19 protein-coding genes and 2 pseudogenes are annotated in these 19,697 nt (G+C 34.8%); 5 read left to right on the top strand and 16 right to left on the bottom strand.

Annotated features, from left to right (window positions below; translation table 11 throughout):
- Positions 1-33: 33 nt before the first annotated feature.
- From lepB to ABH961_RS01090, 3 genes are all read right to left on the bottom strand, one after another.
- The gene (gene lepB / locus ABH961_RS01100; RefSeq protein WP_048545235.1) at positions 34-597 is read right to left on the bottom strand and encodes a signal peptidase I; all 564 of its coding nucleotides are present in this window, start codon (positions 595-597) and stop codon (positions 34-36) included.
- Between the two features lie 56 nt (positions 598-653).
- Positions 654-1,247, bottom strand: a complete 594-nt coding sequence (locus ABH961_RS01095; protein ID WP_000347517.1) for a TVP38/TMEM64 family protein — start codon at positions 1,245-1,247, stop codon at positions 654-656.
- A gap of 979 nt (positions 1,248-2,226) precedes the next feature.
- Positions 2,227-2,808, bottom strand: a complete 582-nt coding sequence (locus ABH961_RS01090) for a competence protein ComK (RefSeq protein WP_098077679.1) — start codon at positions 2,806-2,808, stop codon at positions 2,227-2,229.
- A gap of 284 nt (positions 2,809-3,092) precedes the next feature.
- Here ABH961_RS01090 and ABH961_RS01085 point away from each other — a divergent pair, with 284 nt between their 5' ends.
- Complete coding sequence (locus ABH961_RS01085; RefSeq protein ID WP_000391436.1) at positions 3,093-3,278, top strand: hypothetical protein; 186 nt, start codon at positions 3,093-3,095, stop codon at positions 3,276-3,278.
- Between the two features lie 231 nt (positions 3,279-3,509).
- Here ABH961_RS01085 and cspA read toward each other — a convergent pair whose 3' ends face one another.
- Positions 3,510-3,713 (bottom strand): RNA chaperone/antiterminator CspA, encoded by a 204-nt coding sequence (cspA, locus tag ABH961_RS01080; RefSeq protein WP_000301521.1) that lies wholly within the window; start codon positions 3,711-3,713, stop codon positions 3,510-3,512.
- A 373-nt stretch (positions 3,714-4,086) separates the two neighbouring features.
- Between cspA and ABH961_RS01075 the strand changes: the two genes are divergently transcribed.
- Entirely contained in the window at positions 4,087-4,878 is a 792-nt protein-coding gene (locus tag ABH961_RS01075) for a phosphotransferase (RefSeq protein ID WP_098077676.1), read from the top strand.
- Between the two features lie 119 nt (positions 4,879-4,997).
- Here ABH961_RS01075 and aceA read toward each other — a convergent pair whose 3' ends face one another.
- The 11 genes and pseudogenes from aceA to ABH961_RS01025 all read right to left on the bottom strand — a co-directional run bounded on the left by aceA (position 4,998) and on the right by ABH961_RS01025 (position 15,240).
- Positions 4,998-6,275 (bottom strand): isocitrate lyase, encoded by a 1,278-nt coding sequence (gene aceA, locus ABH961_RS01070; RefSeq protein WP_404518769.1) that lies wholly within the window; start codon positions 6,273-6,275, stop codon positions 4,998-5,000.
- 22 nt (positions 6,276-6,297) lie between these two features.
- Positions 6,298-7,887, bottom strand: a complete 1,590-nt coding sequence (gene aceB, locus ABH961_RS01065) for a malate synthase A (protein WP_098077673.1) — start codon at positions 7,885-7,887, stop codon at positions 6,298-6,300.
- Between the two features lie 217 nt (positions 7,888-8,104).
- Positions 8,105-8,731 (bottom strand): S-layer homology domain-containing protein, encoded by a 627-nt coding sequence (locus ABH961_RS01060; RefSeq protein WP_404518767.1) that lies wholly within the window; start codon positions 8,729-8,731, stop codon positions 8,105-8,107.
- Positions 8,732-9,114: 383 nt separating this feature from the next.
- Positions 9,115-10,017, bottom strand: coding sequence for a DMT family transporter (locus ABH961_RS01055; protein ID WP_074651410.1), 903 nt, complete (start codon positions 10,015-10,017; stop codon positions 9,115-9,117).
- A 212-nt stretch (positions 10,018-10,229) separates the two neighbouring features.
- The gene (locus ABH961_RS30030) at positions 10,230-11,021 is read right to left on the bottom strand and encodes a methyl-accepting chemotaxis protein (protein WP_483862361.1); all 792 of its coding nucleotides are present in this window, start codon (positions 11,019-11,021) and stop codon (positions 10,230-10,232) included.
- A gap of 156 nt (positions 11,022-11,177) precedes the next feature.
- Positions 11,178-11,957 (bottom strand): annotated as a pseudogene (locus ABH961_RS30025) (MCP four helix bundle domain-containing protein); the annotation flags it as partial.
- 136 nt (positions 11,958-12,093) lie between these two features.
- Positions 12,094-13,362, bottom strand: a complete 1,269-nt coding sequence (locus ABH961_RS01045; protein WP_141519984.1) for a M48 family metallopeptidase — start codon at positions 13,360-13,362, stop codon at positions 12,094-12,096.
- Between the two features lie 134 nt (positions 13,363-13,496).
- Positions 13,497-13,685, bottom strand: a complete 189-nt coding sequence (locus ABH961_RS01040; RefSeq protein ID WP_098077664.1) for a hypothetical protein — start codon at positions 13,683-13,685, stop codon at positions 13,497-13,499.
- An 11-nt stretch (positions 13,686-13,696) separates the two neighbouring features.
- Positions 13,697-13,996 carry a DUF2101 family protein gene (locus ABH961_RS01035; protein ID WP_048545250.1) on the bottom strand — a complete coding sequence of 100 codons (300 nt, stop codon included), beginning with the start codon at positions 13,994-13,996 and terminating at the stop codon, positions 13,697-13,699.
- A gap of 25 nt (positions 13,997-14,021) precedes the next feature.
- The gene (locus tag ABH961_RS01030) at positions 14,022-14,384 is read right to left on the bottom strand and encodes a hypothetical protein (RefSeq protein ID WP_141497524.1); all 363 of its coding nucleotides are present in this window, start codon (positions 14,382-14,384) and stop codon (positions 14,022-14,024) included.
- A gap of 1 nt (position 14,385) precedes the next feature.
- Entirely contained in the window at positions 14,386-15,240 is an 855-nt protein-coding gene (locus ABH961_RS01025; protein WP_098049084.1) for a CPBP family intramembrane glutamic endopeptidase, read from the bottom strand.
- 135 nt (positions 15,241-15,375) lie between these two features.
- On the opposite strand from ABH961_RS01025, the gene ABH961_RS01020 reads away from it, so the two are divergent.
- Positions 15,376-16,080 (top strand): response regulator transcription factor, encoded by a 705-nt coding sequence (locus ABH961_RS01020; RefSeq protein ID WP_048545258.1) that lies wholly within the window; start codon positions 15,376-15,378, stop codon positions 16,078-16,080.
- A 9-nt stretch (positions 16,081-16,089) separates the two neighbouring features.
- Entirely contained in the window at positions 16,090-17,832 is a 1,743-nt protein-coding gene (locus ABH961_RS01015; protein ID WP_404518763.1) for a sensor histidine kinase, read from the top strand.
- A gap of 182 nt (positions 17,833-18,014) precedes the next feature.
- Here ABH961_RS01015 and ABH961_RS01010 read toward each other — a convergent pair whose 3' ends face one another.
- A complete protein-coding gene (locus ABH961_RS01010; protein ID WP_098077655.1) occupies positions 18,015-18,917 on the bottom strand; it encodes an AraC family transcriptional regulator in 903 nt (300 codons plus the stop codon).
- A 340-nt stretch (positions 18,918-19,257) separates the two neighbouring features.
- Here ABH961_RS01010 and ABH961_RS01005 point away from each other — a divergent pair.
- Positions 19,258-19,692 (top strand): annotated as a pseudogene (locus ABH961_RS01005) (RNA polymerase sigma factor); the annotation flags it as partial.
- Positions 19,693-19,697: the final 5 nt, after the last annotated feature.

Raw genomic sequence — 19,697 nt, 5'->3', positions numbered from 1 at the left:
AGTTTGTCTTTTACTATACTTCTACCTATTATATCAACCTTTTGAAAAATTCGTTTGCACCTCTTGAATTGGCCAATATCGTAAATCAACTTTACCGACAACTGTATCAGCTTTTACAAATCCAAAGTGTCTACTATCCCAGCTTCCGAGTCGGTTATCGCCTACTACAAAAATATATCCAGGTGGTACCGACTTTTCTTTCGTTAACTCTTCTAGTTTAAAATCACCTGTTAGTTGTCGTCCATTTGTCTCTTTCTTATACGTCTCTAAATAAGGTTCATCCACGAATTGTCCGTTTATATACAGTTTATCATGCTTATATTCAATTTGATCCCCAGGTAGACCGATAATTCGTTTTACGTAGTCCTCTTTTTTATTCGCATGAAACACAACAACATCAAACCTGTTCAAGTCCCCTACTTGATAACTCACCTTATTTACAACGAGCATATTGCCATCTTGCAATGTCGGCATCATTGACTTCCCCTCTACAACGTACGTTGAAAAGAAAAACGTTCGAAAAAATACAGCTAATAATACACCAATTAAAATTGTTCGTATCCACTCTATGCCTTCTTTTTTCAAAGTTTTCTTCATCAGCTTCTCCCCTTATCCTTTAATAATGAAGCTTTCCTTTACAAAGAAGACTATTCTTAATGTAGTTCTAACTTTACTTCGATTTTCTTACCGACATACCATAAAATAAAAATACCAATTGCTACAATGACTGATTTCACCGGATTATGAATAAATGACATTAAATCATGACCGATATACGTTAAAATAAAAATCATCACAAGCTTTCCGAACGCGAGCGCAAGTCCAAACTGCTTTACACTAATGCGAGATAAACCAGCGACAACATTTATAAGCGCAGACGGTGTAAACGGAAAACAAAATATGACGAAAATTGGCGCAAACCCTTTCCTTTCAATCCACCCCATTGCCTTTCGTACTCTCTCATGCTTATTTACAAAAGAAAAGAAACGACTTCGGCCAAAATGGCGGATAATGAAAAAGACAAGTAAGGCGCCCATTACTGATCCAAGCCAAGAATAAAGAAAACCGAGCCAAAATCCAAATGCAACAGCATTCGCCAGTACAAATACGATGAGTGGCAATGCCGGAATCAACGCTTCTATCATCGGTAAACCAATACCAAGAAGTGGTCCGAACGCTTTATAGCTTTCAACAATATGATCCATATTTTCTGGTGAAAAATACTCTTTGATTGTCTGAAAATCCATTCTACACTTTACCCCTTTACTCTAAGTACTACCTCTACTGTATCATCGCTTATATGAAAGAGGAAATGGTAGATACGACATATGGAGATGTAATTATTAAGTTTCCATATCTTCCATTAGAATTCCTTCATTATTATGCTATGATAATCTATCAATATTCGACAATATTTAGAAAGAAATACTATATAGTGGCACTCAATATTTTTCAAAAACAACTTTGTTGCGCATAATGAGGTTTTTATATCAACAATACACCTACCTTTTAATTAATTAAAATAATATGAAAAACAAACCTTACACTTTAATTTTGTATTCTCTCCAATTATTAAAGAACTAGTAGTTTTATAATTTAGTAAGCAAAAATAATAAAAAGGACTACTTCAAAATTATAATTTTGAAGTAGTCCTTTTTGAATTTCAATTTAATTTTAATAAATAACGTTTAATTATTCTTTTTATCCTTAAGAAAAAGAATTACAGAAATAATTACTAGAACAATAACTATGGCATCTAAAACATATGATACCGTTGTACTTAAACTCATTAATTTCATATTTATAAGCCCTGCATACAAACCTACAAATATCATTAATAAATCGTATATCTTTTTTAATTTTAAATAACGAATTACAAAAAACACTGAAAAACTAAAGAAGAAAATCGTACTGATGATAGTCATATTTCACTCCTATATCATTATTCAAAACAAGCAGAATAAATACTTCCTAAAGCAAAGAAATCTAGCAACGCTTGTTTAGCTTCTGGTCCCGCTGCACTTGCTGCTTTTTTCATATTTAATACCCACTTTCTATTTTTTAATTCTATAATTTGAAATCGATATAATCTCTTTTAATATTATATTATAAAAAAATATATATTCTCCCGAAAAATATATGCGTCTTTCCGAAATGCTTTTTTCGGAAAGACACATATATTAAAAGACCCCATACTACATTTTAAACTACTTCTAAAATCCCTTTTTACACATCCTCTTCTCTAACACAATACACTTTCTCATAAGCTGGTCTTAACGTTGATTCATCTCTTTGATCTATCTCTTTAAAACAAGGGCTCCCTTGTTTTTTCCTACGATCTTCATATTCAGTACGCAATTTCGCTGTACGATTTTGTTGATTTTCAAAACTACTTTTTGATATTTCTAATTTCACAGCAAAGCCATTTATAAATCTAACAATAACATTTCCGTCCTTTGACTCTTTATTACTTTCAATATAAAAATGAGACAACCAAGCGCACTCTTTTCTAGAGTATGAATAAGTGGGGAAAAAATAAAGTTGATCTGTCGGACTAATCGCAATCGGTGCTTTATGTGTAATATGAGTTAACTCTTTCGTTCCTTCTTTTCTGCCTAAGAAACTAGAACCATGCTTGCGGCAACTTCTTTCTATAATATCTAGAGGCTTTTGAAATACGAAAAAGGAATCTTCCCTCTCAACAACTCGTGTAACAATTTTCTTTTCACTTAGAATAACAGGAAGTAAGGCCATTGTATTTTTATTTACCACATAGTTTTCAACATAACGTTCTACTTTACTTTCCATATTCTACTGTCTCCTTTTTTTCCATTTATATTAGCAGCTGCATATATAATTTTAGCATCTACGAAAAGGAATAGGTTTACAGATTCCGCTTTTTTACAATACTTTATCATTTATCAAACATCTTCCAAATTATAAAATAATGATATAGTGATTCCATAATTTAAAACCTATACAAATGCATATATACTACCTATAAATATTTACAACTGCTTCTTCATTTTTCATCATCACGACAATTAACTTTGCTATAATTAAAAGGAAAATCCAATAAATGGAGGTCCACTATGGAAGAAAAAGAAATGCAACCAACGATTCAAATGAAAAACAGTAGCATTGTGATCGTGAAAAACTCAGCTAGCATTATATTCGGCTTATTTTTCATTCTACTATTTTTTGCAAAGCCTTTTCGTAAATCGAAATGCCCTGAATGTAAGAAACGCGCGAAGAAAAAGGTTGAAAAAGAAGAGTAAAAGGCCTTCCATTTCGGAAAGCCTTTTATTCTTCTTCATCTTCAAAAAAAACGACTATTTTTTCTTCATCTAAAACGAGCGAATGAGATTTCTTCAATCGTATTGTGTAGGTCTACTTTATTCCCACTACGAACATCGAGTATTACTTCATTTGTATACTTTTCCATCGTATATTACAACAAAAAAAGGGATGGCAGCAGCCATCCCTTTTTTCCATAATAAACTATAAAATTATAGTTTGATTACGTTTTTAGCTTGAGGTCCACGGTTACCATCTTCGATTTCGAAGCTAACTTTTTGACCTTCTTCTAGAGATTTGAAACCTTCAGTTTCGATTGCAGAGAAATGTACGAATACATCGTTTTCGCCTGGAACTTCGATGAAACCGAATCCTTTTTCGTTGTTAAACCATTTTACTTGTCCTGTTACTGCCATAATTATTTCCTCCTAAAGAAAACACAATTTATTTTAGTCTTCCTGTATAAAAAAAGAATCCACACATTATCAAACACGAAACATAAACTAGTTCTCACATACTTTTTCTCGTTCGTTTTTCGGCACTTGATAATATATGGATTGCTTAATTTAACTATTCAACTGACTTCATCATAGCATACTTAAAATGAAATGTACAATCTTTTTTGAAAATAACTGACAAATTAAATTGATTGTACATTCGTAAATAATTGATTTTAGTATGTGCGGATTTCACTATGAAGTGAACACAAACATCATTTGAATACGATTACATCCCTTGTTCTGAAGTGTTACAATATAATCGTACAGTCGTTATATTGGAGGGGATTATATGTCAAACTACACCAACGAAGAAAAGCTTACAGGGGGAAATGTATCAAATGTGTATCGTTCTGAAAATACTGTTCGGCGAGAATTAAAGCCAGGTAGTGCAAAAATTCATACATTATTACAACACTTAGAAAACAAAGGGTTTCATCATGCTCCAAAGTTTTTAGATGTAGATGAAAAAGATAGAGAGATTTTATCCTTTATTGAAGGAGACGCTGGGAATTATCCGTTAAAAGAATATATGCGATCTAATGATGTTTTAAAGGAAATAGCAAAGATGCTCCGCCTTTATCATGATGCGGTAAGTGACTTTCCCTTATCAGATGAATGGCAACCGATGGATCTTACTCCAAATAACATTGAGGTTATTTGCCATAACGATTTTGCTATATATAACATTATTTTTCATGACGAGAAACCAGTAGGTATTATTGATTTCGATGTTGCTGCTCCTGGTCCGAGAATTTGGGATATCGCTTATACGCTTTATACTTGTGTACCTTTAAGTAGAGTGTATTATACAGAATCGGGTGAGGCAGTTCATTATGAATCGGCACAACATGCTAGCCGTATGAAAGAAAGAGTGAAATTGTTTGTCCAGTCCTACGGTAAAAGTATGGACGAAGATTACTTAGGAATAGTGTTACTACGATTAGAAGCATTATGTACATATATGAAAAGAAAAGCACAAGAAGGTGACTTGAATTTCCAAAGAATGATTGATGAAGGACATTTAGAGCATTATGAGAAAGATATGCAGTTTATTCGCGATCATAGAGCTGAGTGGATTTGATAATATCGTCTTTTTTGTCGGTAAGTCGATATATTTGAAAAACCGTTGATGTATTTCCATTTACTCTCGAATCGTTCCGAAAATAACAAGGGCACCCTTCAAAAAGGTGCCCCTTCCTTTTATTTCGTAAACTGTGCTTCTTCTGTAGATCCTTTTAGCGCTGTCGTTGATGAAGTACCGCCTGTAATAACTTGAGCTACTTCATCAAAGTAACCTGTTCCTACTTCGCGTTGATGACGAGTTGCAGAGTAGCCGTGTTTTTCTGCTGCGAATTCTGCTTGTTGTAGTTCAGAGTATGCTGCCATGCCGCGCTCTTTATAGCCACGTGCTAATTCAAACATGCCGTAGTTTAATGAGTGGAATCCCGCTAGTGTTACGAACTGGAACTTATAACCGTAAGATGCGATTTCTTTTTGGAAGCTTGCAATTGTTTTTTCATCTAATTTTTGTTTCCAGTTAAATGAAGGTGAACAGTTATATGCAAGCAATTTCCCTGGATGCTCTTTATGAATTGCATCCGCAAATCGTTTTGCATCTTCTAAATTTGGTTCAGATGTTTCGCACCAAACGAGATCTGCATAAGGAGCGTATGCTAAACCACGTGCAATTGCTTGATCAAGACCTGCTTTCGTACGGTAAAATCCTTCTGGAGTTCTTTCACCTGTAATAAACGCTTGATCAACCGGATCGATATCGCTCGTAATTAAATCTGCTGCATCCGCATCTGTTCTTGCAACGATAATTGTCGGTACTCCCATTACGTCTGCAGCAAGGCGTGCAGAAATTAAATTACGCACCGCTGTTTGCGTTGGTAGTAATACTTTTCCGCCTAAATGACCGCATTTCTTCTCTGAAGATAATTGATCTTCAAAGTGCACGCCAGATGCACCTGCTTCAATCATACCTTTCATCAGCTCAAATACATTTAATTGTCCGCCAAATCCAGCTTCTGCATCTGCTACAATCGGTACGAAATAATCTGTATCACCGCTTCCTTCCATATGCTGAATTTGATCCGCACGTTGAAGTGTTTGATTAATTCGTTTTACTACAGCAGGTACGCTGTTCGCTGGATATAAACTTTGGTCTGGATACATATGGCCAGAAAGGTTCGCATCTGCTGCTACTTGCCATCCACTTAAATAAATTGCTTTTAACCCAGCTTTTACTTGTTGCATCGCTTGGTTTCCTGTTAATGCGCCAAGTGCATTAATGTAATCTTCCGTATGAAGCGATGCCCAAAGCTTTTCAGCACCGCGGCGCGCTAACGTATGTTCAATATCAATTGACCCGCGCAGGCGAATTACATCTTGTGCCGAATATGGGCGTGTAATCCCTTTCCAGCGCGTATCTAATTCCCAACTCTCTTGTAATTTCTCAATTCTTTCGTTTTTCATTTGTTCCATCCCCTTTTCGTTTTTATAAAATTTCATAACCCGGTAATGTTAAAAATGGTACGAATTCATCATTCCGAACGAGATTTGTAAACAACGTTGTCGCCTCTTGGAATCTCCCTTTCTTAAAGGCTTCTTTACCAATCTCTCTTTCTATTTTTGCTAGCTCTTCTTCTTTTAACTCTTCCATCAATTCAAGCGTAATATTACGACCGTCATGTAGCTTTCCACCTTCATGACGAATCCATTGCCATACTTGTGCCCTAGAAATTTCCGCTGTTGCCGCATCTTCCATTAAGTTATAAATTGGTGCTGCTCCCCGTCCGCTTAACCAAGATGCGATATATTGAATACCTACGCTAATATTCAGGCGAAGTCCCTCTTCTGTAATCGTTCCCACTGGTACTTCTAATAAATCCTTTTCTGTAACATGTATTTCTTCACGTTTTCTAAAAATTTGATTCGGGGTTTTCATAATGTGATTAAATACTTCCATCGCAACTGGTACGAGTCCCGGGTGGGCAACCCAAGTCCCGTCATGACCGTCTAAAGCTTCGCGCTCTTTATCTGCACGTACTTTTTCAAAAGCTGCTTCATTCGCTTCTGGATTGTTTTTAATCGGAATTTGTGCTGCCATTCCTCCAATGGCTGGCGCATTACGGCGGTGACACGTTTGAATGACTTTCAAAGAATACGCGCGCATAAATGGCGCCGTCATCGTGACTTGCGCTCTATCTGGAAGTAAAAATTTATTATGTTTACGAAAGCTCTTTAGAAAGCTGAAAATATAATCCCATCTTCCGCAATTTAACCCAGCAGAATGATCTTTAAGCTCATACAAAATTTCATCCATTTCAAACGAAGCGTGAATCGTTTCCAGTAACACCGTCGCTTTAATCGTTCCGTTTGGAATACCGATATATTTTTGAGCAAATACGAAAACATCATTCCATAACCTTGCTTCTAAATGGCTTTCCATTTTCGGTAAGTAAAAGTATGGACCGCTTCCTTTTGCTAAAAGAGCTTTCGCATTATGGAAAAAATAAAGTCCGAAATCTACTAAGCTACCAGACATATTCTTCCCATCAACTTGCATATGTTTTTCTTCTAAATGCCATCCTCTTGGACGCACAATTAATACTGCTGTTTTACTATTTAAACGATATTCTTTTCCGTTTTCATTTTTATATGAAATCGTTCCCTGCACTGCATCTCGTAAATTTATTTGACCTTCAATTGCATTCTCCCAAGTTGGTGAATTCGAGTCTTCAAAATCTGCCATAAAAAGATGCGCTCCTGAATTTAAAGCGTTAATAACCATCTTTCTATCTACTGGTCCAGTAATCTCTACGCGGCGATCCTCTAAATCTTTTGGCAATTTGGCAATTGTCCAATCCGCTTCACGTATGCGCTTTGTTTCTTCTAAAAACTTCGGAAACTCTCCTGCATCAATTCTCTTTTGTTTCTCCGCACGCTTTTGTAAAAGTTCTATGCGGCGCTCATTGAAATTTTCATGTAGTTCCTTTAAAAAACTAAGCGCCTCAGGTGTCAATATTTCGTTGTACGCCGGTAACATTTCTCCGGGCAATGTAACCCGTGAAGTTTGCGTCGACATATTAGCATCCCCTTCTTAAACTGTTTTATAACAGATTTGATTTTATGTTTTATATTATATAACAAATCTTCAGAAAAGGAAGTTTTTTTTGAAAATTCATTTCGTTTTTTTTTCAAAATACCTTTCTTTCGCGCTTTATCCCATACAAAAAAGGCCACTGTTATACAACAATGACCTTTTTGTATTATTTTTCAAATATTACTTTACTGGTTAAACCTTATTGCTGTCCTTGTTCCATATCATGCAAAATTGCTTTGTATAAAAACTGTGCGTATTGCTCTCTTTTTACTTTCATGGATAGGCCGAATTTATTATCTCCGATTCCCGCTGTAATACCATTTGTTTGTATTGCACTAATTGCATTCTTTGCCCATGAATTTGCTGAAACATCATTAAGCGTATGAGATCCCTTCGCCTGTAAATCAAAAGCATTCGTAAGCACTTGCGCCATTTCCGAACGAGTTAACGTTGCTTTCGGTCTAAAGTTTCCATGCTCGTCTCCCATAAAAATTTCTAGTTCCGTTAAAGCTAATATCTCTTCAATAAAGTTTGTTGAGTTTTCATCGATATCCCCATATGGGTTTTCATATTCCCCTTGTTCTTCTATATCAAATACACGATAAATTAAAGCTGCCACTTGCTCACGTGTTGTAAGGTCTCCAACACCATACTTTCCATTTCCGTATCCAACTATAATTTTATTATAAGCTAAATCTAAAATAGCATCATATGCCCAAAATCCGTATGGAACATCCTCAAATACGATCATTTCCGGATATTCTTCCGCTTTTACAGGGGCCACATTCGTCCCTGCAAATATACCGCCTACCATTGTCGCAATCATCATTACACCCAATATTTTTTCTTCATTGTCCTCTCTCCCTATTTCCATTTTATGTTAAATAGAAAAATAATAGATAATACGAAGTTATCCATACTACATATGAAGTATTTTCAAATAAAATGAACTTCATTATTTCAGGAGTATTAATTTGTTGGTGAATGTAAGATAAAATGCAAATCTTCTAGAAGAACCATTTCGACTACCTCTCTGCTTTATACCTCCTTCTTTCTTATTTCAAAAAGGAAGCTTTCACATCTAAGGTACTATATATTAAAAATTCTACAATCTCTTTGTGAACTCCTTTACATTTTTAAATTTCACTTTATTGACACAAAAAGACGCAAATAGTATATATGCGTCTTTTCAATATCATTTTATTCAAATTACAAAGTAGCACTTTCCTTCATCGATAAATCCTTCTCTGTTCCCTTGCGAAAAGTAAATGCCATTCCTACAAATATAAGAACAATCCCTACTACTTGCATACTAGTCGGTCTAAACCCGGTAAAGACTGTATCTAATAATATTGCAACCGCAGGATCTAAAAACACTAATACAGAAATTAATCTCGTCGATAAACCTCTTAAACTGTCAAAAAATAAGTAATATACAAATCCCGTATGTATAAGTCCTGTTGCTGTAATCATCATCCAGTTCATCTCTGTTAACCCTTGAAACTTGCCAAAATCTACGAATGGTAGCAATAAAAATATACCTAAAAACGTTTGTAAAAATGTCATCGCATATGCGCTCGTATGCTGAATTCCTTTTCCTAATAAAGTGGTAAAAGCATAAAATAACGCTGCAAGAAGTGCCCATACCATTCCAGATGACATTAATTTCTCTAACGACATACTACCGTCTACTCCAGCTACTAAAACGGTACCGATAAAACAAATGACAATGGACATAACCGCAAATACTGTAAGTCTCTCTTTAAATACAATACTACCAATCATTAATACGATAATGGGTGCAAGATGGTACACTGAAATCGCAATTGTAATCGACATAACTTCAAACGCTTTAAATAAAAATACCCAGTTAAAAACGAGAAATACGCCGCATGCTAATATTTGCATTACTTCTTTTTTATTCCATTTCTCACTTTTATACTGTCCTGTTACGAGCCAACATAATGCTAAAAATATAGTCGCACAAATGCAACGAACGAATACTAATTCAAAAGACGGTAAACCTGTTTGAGTAGAAAAAAATCCAATTGATCCGAAAATAGACATCGAAAGGATCATTTTTATAGCCGGCATTGATTTTTTATTGAACACCCTTTCTCTCCTCCTATAAACTATCTTTTACAAATGAAAAATCTCCAAAACATTACGTATTATTATATATTACAATCGGAAAATTGTAAAAAAATAGAATATATTAAGTGACAGCTGCACAAAATTCCCATAAAAAAATCATCCTTTGTTATATAGGATGATTTTTTTATTTATTGAGTAGAATTTTTCTATATTAAAACTTTAATATACTACTACTTTTGAAGAGTAAATTGGGCAACTATTTGTTTTAATCCTCCTGCTGCATTATGCATCTGTTCAATTGAAACCGAGATCTCTTGAACAGATTTTTCTTGCTGTTGAATAGACTCTTTTACCCTATCAGTGCGGTCAGATGATCTTTGGGATATTTGAGCCATGTCTTCTGCAGAAGCCGAAATCTCCTCACTACTCGCTGCAATTTCATCTGTAGACATAGATACCGTTTGAATTTGCTCAGATACTTGCTGTACTTTTTCTGTAATTTTTCCAAATACTTTTTCTGTATGCATTACTACTTGTGTACCTGCCTGTACCTCCTTATCTACTTTCCCCATCATATGTACCGTATGGTTCGTTGTTCCCATAACTTGAGTAATAAGCTTCTCAATTTGTTTTGCAGAATCACTAGATTGTTCTGCTAATTTTCTTACTTCATCTGCCACAATTGCAAATCCTCTACCACTTTCCCCAGCACGAGCAGCCTCAATTGCGGCGTTTAATGCTAATAAGTTAATTTGAGAGGTAATACCTTGCATAACATCAATGATTTTAACAATTTCTTCTGATTGTTCTTTCATAGTCTCTACTTGTTTCACACCGTTATGTACTGAATTTTGGATTGTATCCATCTGTTGAATCATTTGTTTCATTGATTTGTTACCACTCTCTGCATCTAATGCTGATTGAGCAGACAATTCATTTACAGAGGATGATGTATTCACTATACTCTGCATTCCTTGTGTCAACTCTTCCATCGCACCCGCAGTTTGCTCCATTGCCTGCATTTGGCCCTCTGCGCCATTTGCAACTTCTTCAATATCTATCGTGATTTTCTTCGCTGCACCACTAGATACTTCCGATGCAGATACTACTCCGTCTGCATGTTGGAATAAAAGCTGAATATTATTCTCTACTTCTTGCATATTTGTTCTTAGCCCTGCAATCATTTCGTTAAAATCACTTACTAATACACCTAATTCATCCTTAGCATTATACTCACCATGTACAGTTAAATCTCCTTCTTTTGCTCTTTCCATCATACGACTAACCGTTTGTAAAGGAGCAACTATAAGCTTGCTAATAATATAGCTTACTATACATATAATGACTGTAGTAACTACTACAAGAATGATAAAAGTAATAACGGACCGATCTATCATTTTTTGAGAATCTTTAAATACTTGGTCAGCTAAATTTGAAACATACGCTTCTAGATCTACAGCATAACTAGCTAACTCTACTCCCTTCAGTTTTAATTCCTTATGAAATTCGTTTACCATTTGAGATTCATTTGTTACCTTCGCTTTATCAAACAACTTCTTATATGTCTCCATATAACTTGGCAAAGATTCCTTCATCTTCTGAAACAGCTCATCCTCTTGCTTACTTAAATTGAAGCCATCATCATATTCTTTTAATAAAGAATCATATTTTTCAAGATCCTTTTCAATATTACCAATAATCCCCTCTTTATTTGTCCCCTCATTTGGTGACGCTGTAATTAATTCTAGTAAGTTATACTCTAGTGAATTTTGTGTACGAAGCATTCCTTCTAATAAAACTACAGAATGTTGATAATCATCTACTACAACCTCTGTATCGTGCTTAATCTTGTTAATAGAATTAATTGCTACACAGCTCATAATTACCATACCTAAAACTGCTAATGAAATAAGCGATAATAATTTATATTTCACTTTTAAATTTTGTAAAAAATACATTTTTCCACCTTTATTCCTTTATATATAGATTTTTAGAATTTTATAGCTTATTATTTACAAAATCACAATAAAAAGCAATGATAAATATTCCCAATATCAAACTTATATCTCTATAAAGAAAGAAGTAGCATAATCGCTACTTCTTTTTGCTTTGTTTCTCATATTGTTCAAACGTATGAATTCTTTCGAAAATTGGTGGATGTGTGTATAGGAAAAACTTCACTAACGCAGGTGGATTTACTTGGCTTAAACTCGTTTTTGATAAATATTGAAACGTTTTTACACCAGATTTCCCGTCCTTTGTCATGTCTAAAGCATATTGATCTGCCGCTCGTTCTTCTATACGAGAAACATAGTTTGTTGCTGGTTGTGATGCAAAAGATAATAAAGAGGAAATTAAGAAAAACAAAGGTAAAATTGAAAAACATGCTACTTTTGAAATTTGCAGCGTATCTCCCCATTTTCGAATACACATATTTATAATACGGCTAATTAAATACATCCCTATAAACGATAGCAACACATAACTCGCAACGCCCCAATATATATGTTTCATAACATAATGCCCTATTTCATGGGCCATTATAAATAAAATCTCTTTATCTTTTAATTGCTTAAGTGTTGTATCCCACATTACAATACGAGCGTTAGGGCCAATTCCTGTTACATATGCATTTAATGCATTCGTTTTTTCCGACATATTTACTTCATATACATGTTTAGCTGGAATATCAGCTTTTTCTGCTATCGCTAAAATTTTCGTTTCTAATTCTTTATTTTTCAGTGTCGAGAAGTCATTATAAAGCGGATCAATAACGACCGGCTGTATAAATGTTAAAAAGATTGTAAATGGAACAGAGAGTGCCCATCCCGCTAGCCACCATCTCTTCGGGAATTTACGGATAAGCCATAACAGAACAGTAACTACGATTAACATAGTCGCATAACTTTCCCAAAAACCGATAACATGATCTTTTATCCAGCTTTGTGTACTTTGCGTTGAAATGCCGTAATCAACGGACACTTTTCGGCTAATCCATTGCATCGGCAGGGCAAGAACTGTTGTGAGTAGTGATAAATAAAAGAAATAAATCGCAACTTGCAGGACACTTATTTTCGTCGTTTCCTTCGACCATTTCTCAAACTTTTTTGAAACACCGAGCACAAGTACAAATAATAAAATAATCCATTCAAGAGGCGTCGCTAAAAAATATAGTAAATTTTTCACGCGCGAATAATCTTGGCTTAGCGTAAGCTCTCTTGCATTCATAAACGTTTCTGGATCTGCACTCGTTCCTTTATACATGTCCGGAATAAGTTCATGATTCCATCCAAATAAATACCAATATATAAATAACGCAAACCCAACGTACAAAAAAAGTGACCACCCAATAACCTTCCTCACGCTATTCCCTCCTCTATGCTGCCTGTCTATTATTATTGTAAGTTCATACATGCTAAATTAGAACAAGCTTATTACGCGAATTGCTCGCGAGCCTTTTATTTACATAAAAAAACTCTTCTACAAATAGAAGAGTTTTACCTACTTTTAGACACTTTCTTCGGTTCATACTCTGGGATAAGAAATATACTTACAACCCAACATATGAAACCAGCGCCTTTTATATAGCGTATATATTCATAGTCTTGAAAAAATAACGTCGTTACAATAAGCGTAAAAAATCCAATTAAAACTAGTACGTATCCTATTTGCTTCTTAGATAACATAACGTTCCTCCTTAAGGAAGTACATCCACTAATAAACTAAAATCTTGTAAAGAAAAAGAACTATATTTCATAATACCTTGCACAGCTAATAGTAAAATAAGACCGGTCACACACATATAATTAATGCTTTCTTCACTCTTTTTTTCAGCAACTACTCCGCCACTTATACATAATATTCCTAGCAAATGGAGTGCTAAATACATAAAGAAATAAGCTTCCTCCCAGCGAAGAATAACATTGACTGTCGTGATCAGCACAATACTAAGCAAAATCAAATAAAGAAACTTATTTGACGATATTGTTTCATTCATATAATTTTATACATCCCTTTCAAATTTAGAATGAATGATGTTTCAAAGCTATAAAGTAAATGATTGTTTTCATACTATAAAACAAAAGGAAAGCCACTATTACTTTCTCGAATACTTTATGAACCCACATATACTTCTCTTCATTTTTTCTGAAGATGCGCTTCATCATTTCTTCTACAATTAGACCAAATATTAGTAAAACCCCTAACACAATAAGAAGAGAAATAATATTTTCTTTTACATGAGTACTAGAAAATAAGTAATACTCCGGAAACACAATCGTATCTACTACAGGTTGAAACCAATGACAAACGCTTTTATCACACATATCTGTAATAGACGTAGCATCTATAATGTCTTTCAATATTTTTTCAATCGTCTTCTTCATCTCATTTACTCCCCACTACATCTGAAAAGCTCTTTTCCTGCTCTACATATATAGCTGGCATTTCTTTATTCCAATATTTGCGGTTAACAAATAAAAAGATAAGTACTAAGTTTAATCCTGTTATAAAAATAATAAGTCCTGGAAAGAACGTCGTATAATTTGAGAAATCTGCAAAACTCATTATCTCTTCTTTATTTATTAGAAAAGAAAGGCCAATTACAAATGCATTGTTTAACATGTGAATAGCAATTGGCATGAGTAAGCTATTCGTACGAATATATACGATTGATAGTACAACGCTAAATACAACTGCGCCTAGGAAATCAACATGTAACAACGCAAACAACATCGCTACTACAATAATCGCTATACTCGTTCCCCATTTTGCTGCAAAGCGTTGCAGTAAAAATCCACGAAAAACAAATTCACCAATAATTGGCGCAATGAATACGACCATAATAAATTGATATACATATCCCCCTGTACTATCTATAATCGGTTCACGTAACGCGTTCATAATAAATGCCGGTGTAATCCATGCAAAACTATACATGTACAAAATAAGATATCCATAACTAAACACGCATAACATAATCGTAATGTATAAAACTTGAACCAGGTTAAATGTTTCATTTCTATTAATAAATAATGAAAATGAAACACGGTGTTTTCTATATTCAAAAAAGATCCACATAATCGGCAGAATATAGAATATAAGAATATTTATAAAAGTAGAATTTTGCATATGAAATGTATTTTCTATCAATTCATTACTGGCTCTTGCAACTAAAGTTAATAGTGCAAATACAATTAAAAAATATCTAGCTCGCATCGTTTGAAACGGATTCACACTCATCTCCTCCCCTATGTTACTTTTATCATATCATTTGATTCTTAATTTTTTGAGAAAGAAAACCTTAAAATTTCCTTAAAAATTCCATAAGTTACAGAAAGATGATATGATATTCGAGGAAATTAGGAGGGGTTTTTTATGTATGAAGCAAATATTTTGCTCGTTGATGATGAAACAGCAATTTTACAATTACTAACTACCATTCTTGAAAAAGAAGGTTTTTCTCATATTACAACTGCAACATCAGCTGAAATGGCTTTATCTCTTACTCAGCAAAACGATTACGATTTAATTATTTTAGATGTCATGCTTCCTGGACAATCTGGATTTGATATTTGTCCGGTCATTCGCCAAAAAACAGATTGTCCTATCTTCTTCCTCACAGCTAAAACATCTGATTTAGATAAAATATCAGGATTTTCACACGGTGCAGATGATTATATTACGAAGCCATTTAATCCACTTGAAGTAGTAGCTCGTATGAAAGCACAACTCCGAAGACATATGAAACAAGCAGTACCACACGAACAAAAAGCACAATCCAGTTCCTTTGGTAGATTTGAAATTGATCGATATTCCGCAGAGCTTACAGTAAATGGACATGTTGTCGAATGTTCCGCCCAGCTATTTCAGCTATTACTCTTCTTTTGCGAGAATCCGAATTACGTATTTTCGAAAGAAGAAATATACGAGAAAGTTTGGGGAGCACCTGCCTATAATGGCGATGATAATACCGTTATGGTCCACATTCGAAAACTACGTGAAAAAATTGAACAAGACCCAAGTAAACCAGAATATATAAAAACCGTTCGCGGGCTTGGCTATAAGTTCATTACAAAGTAGGGTGACGATATGAACTTTAATAAACGACTTATTATCCAGTTTATCATGCAACACGTATTTGTTTTAGTTACATTACTGATTGCTGTAGTAGCGGCTTTCACGTATTTAATTTTTCTTGTTACGAGTACTTCATACGAACCGAACATTCCAGATGCTGAAAATTTTATGATTGCAAGATATATCTCTTCAGAAGATGGTGATATTTCGTTAAAAACTGAAGTAAAAGACTTAATTAAAGAGAAAAATGATTGGATTCAAGTTGTGGAGGAAAACGGCAAAGTTCTCTATCACTTTAATACGCCTAGTGACGTGCCAACATCTTATACGAAATCATCATTATTCTCGTATATACAGAATCATATAGAAAGCCCTTATACATTTACATATTGGGAAATTGAATTAGAAGAAAAGAACGTACTTGTTATTTACGGCGGTATGTTAAAAAGCAATGTATTACTGAAAACGATCCAGAAAGAGCATCCTTCTGTATCTACAGATTCGTTCACATTAACAGAAGAAGAACAGCAGCTACTTTCTAAAGAAAAAGCAACACTTCAAGTCTTTAATAGCGTTGGCGAAGAAGTATTCTCCTATCCAAACGGAAAGAAAAAAACATTTTCTGTTATACAAGCTGCTCTTAGTGAAAAAGAACCGTGGAATCATAAAGAAAACACGTCTAGCTTTTACGACACAAATAGCAATCATCTTCTCGTTGTAACTGCCAAAAATGAGCACTACTACCCAGATGATGAAATAGAAGATGTATTTACTAAAAAGTTTCTAATCGGATGCGGATTAATCCTTCTTATCGTATTTGTGTATTTAGTCATTCTTTCTATTTGGTACGGTAATAAATTCGGAAAACCGTTATTACATGCGATGCGTTGGCTTAAAAATATCGCTGGCGGAAAGTACGAAGAGCCTGTTAGTAAAAAAGGGAAACCTGTCAGGTTTCGGCGATCTGGTAAAGAAAAATGGTCATTTCGCTTATTTCGAGACGTGACAAGTTCACTAGAGCACCTTTCTATTACACTCAAAAAGAATGATGCAATGAGACAAGTATTGCAGCAAACACGTGAAGAATGGATTACCGGTCTAACGCACGATTTAAAAACCCCACTTAGCTCTATTTATGGCTACGCATTATTACTAGAATCAAAGCAGTACAACTGGACTAATCATGACATTCAACAATTCGGCAGCGTTATGAAAGAGAAATCGCAATATATGACGACATTAATTGATGACTTAAGCTTAACGTATCAATTAAAAAATAACAGTCTTCCTGCGCAGCACGTAAACATTGAAATGAATCAATTCGTTCAAAAAGTATTATTACAATTTATTAATAACCCGACACTTCAAAATCAAAATATTGAATTCGTACCGAGCTCAAATAAAATTCAATATTTCATTGAAGAAAAATGGTTCCAGCGTATTATCGAAAACTTACTCGTAAACGCTGTAAAACATAATAATGAAACGACAAACGTCATCGTAAAACTTTCACAAAACACTACTTCATTTACACTATCTATTTCAGATAATGGAAAAGGAATGGATGATAAAACGAAAGAGCTTCTATTTGAGCGATATTACAGAGGAACAAATACAGAAGAAAGTAACATCGGAACTGGACTTGGCCTCGCTATTACGAAACAGCTCGTTCATGCTCATAACGGAACAATTTCTATTGACAGCGAACTGAGAAAAGGAACGACGATTACACTTTTGTTCCCGTTTCATTCGTAGAAAAGGCGCTATGTGGCGTCTTTTTTCTTTTCTGGGAGAGTTCAGCGGTAAATGAAATTATATCGGCGATTTTCTGAATATATCAGCGATTTTCTAGATATATCGACTTACCGACAAAAAACGACAAATATAGCAACCTATATTAAAAAAGCGAACCACTCAGTGGCTCGCTTTTCTTTCTATTACTTCTTCTTCACCGGTATCCAAAGTTCTACTTGAGCGAACTCACTCTTATCTTCGTGGCAACGTTCATCGTATAGTTCAAACTCATTAACGCCACAATGTTCATATCCTGAATGCGGGAACCATTCTGAGAACACTGCATTCCACGTTTGATGAATAGACGATACCATTTCTTCATGAGGAACTTTCGGCGTTGTAAATACAGCATATGTCGCTGCTGGGAAAGTACGCTTCGCAACTTCATTTGGTACATTTTCAAAGCCTGTAACTTCCATGCCGATAATATAAGTGAAGTCGCCTGTTTCTAAATTAAAATCAGTACATAATCCAAGCTCTACCCATTGGTTCGTATCTTTACGATTCGGAATCGTTGTTCCAAGATCTTTCTGTAAATATTCTTGCCAAAATGCTGGGATGTCTTGATGGTTTTTCCCTTCTTTACTTGTCGTCTTCAGTTCATAGCCCGCCATTAAAAATTCTGGTTTATTTACAATACGATATTCCATTTGTATGCCTCCTAAATACGGATTTAATTTTCTTTGTTTTACATTTACGCTGTAATACATCGGCGTTTCAATTTCTTGTTTTCGATATTCACTCGGTGTCATTTGAAATAATTTTTTAAAGGCTCTCGTGAACGTTTCGTGAGATTGAAAGCCATGCTCAAATGCGATATCAATAACTTTTTCATCCGTATGAGAAAGTTGATAAGCTGCCCGGGCTAACCTCCTCTTTCGAACATACTCCATTACTGTATCACCTACTAACGCCTGAAATACACGATGAAAATGCGACTCAGAAAAACCTGCAATGCGTGCTAAATTACGCAGCGTCTGTTTTTCCATTACATCTTCCTCAATATAATCAATTGACCTTTGAATTTGTGTTTCATAGCTTTCCATCTCTGCTCACCCGCCTTATATGTATTATGATAAAAGAGAATCCTATCCAATTCTTGACGTTTTTTACTATATTTTTAAAAACAAATGTAACTTTTTTATATGTATTTCGTTGTTATGTATGAAGGGAGGGAAATGTAGTGAAACGCAAACAATCATTAGAAGACATTTACTCCGAGCATATGCACGACTTATCCCACTTTAATGGGCAGTAAGACCCCCACCTCAAAATGCAGCGAAAGCAAAGAATTTAGGTGGGGGATCAACTGCCCATAAAAGTCCGATTGGTTCAACTAATAATCAGTGGGGGATGAAGAAAACCCCCACTGATTAAAGTTTCACTTTATTTCGCTATCTTCTCTCCCTTACCGGAGATTCCCACTACGCGGAAGATCTCATGCAAGAAACTTTTTACCGAATGCTCGTCCATATTGACTATTATAAAGGAGAAGAAATTAGACCGTGGTTATTTACGATTGCCTACAACGCCTTTATCGATTGGTATCGAAAAGAAAAAAGATATAAAACAACGACAATTGCAGAATTCCATTTACCAAACGTACCAAGTACAGAGCACTCTTATTTCGTAAAACATGAGATTGCTAGTTGGTTAGACAGTTTATCTTCGCTTCCCCTTGAAAGACGAAATGTCCTACTACTACGAGATTACTACGGATTCTCGTATAAGGAAATAGCAGAAATGACCGGTCTCACACTTGCGAAAGTGAAAATTGAATTACACAGGGGACGAAAAGAAACGAAAAGCATAAAGGAGTGATTAGG

The organism is Bacillus sp. RC251 (assembly GCF_044908765.1).
Taxonomy (GTDB): domain Bacteria; phylum Bacillota; class Bacilli; order Bacillales; family Bacillaceae_G; genus Bacillus_A; species Bacillus_A wiedmannii.
Note: the sequence above shows the minus strand (reverse complement) of the source record. Positions and strands in the feature narration are given on the sequence as shown.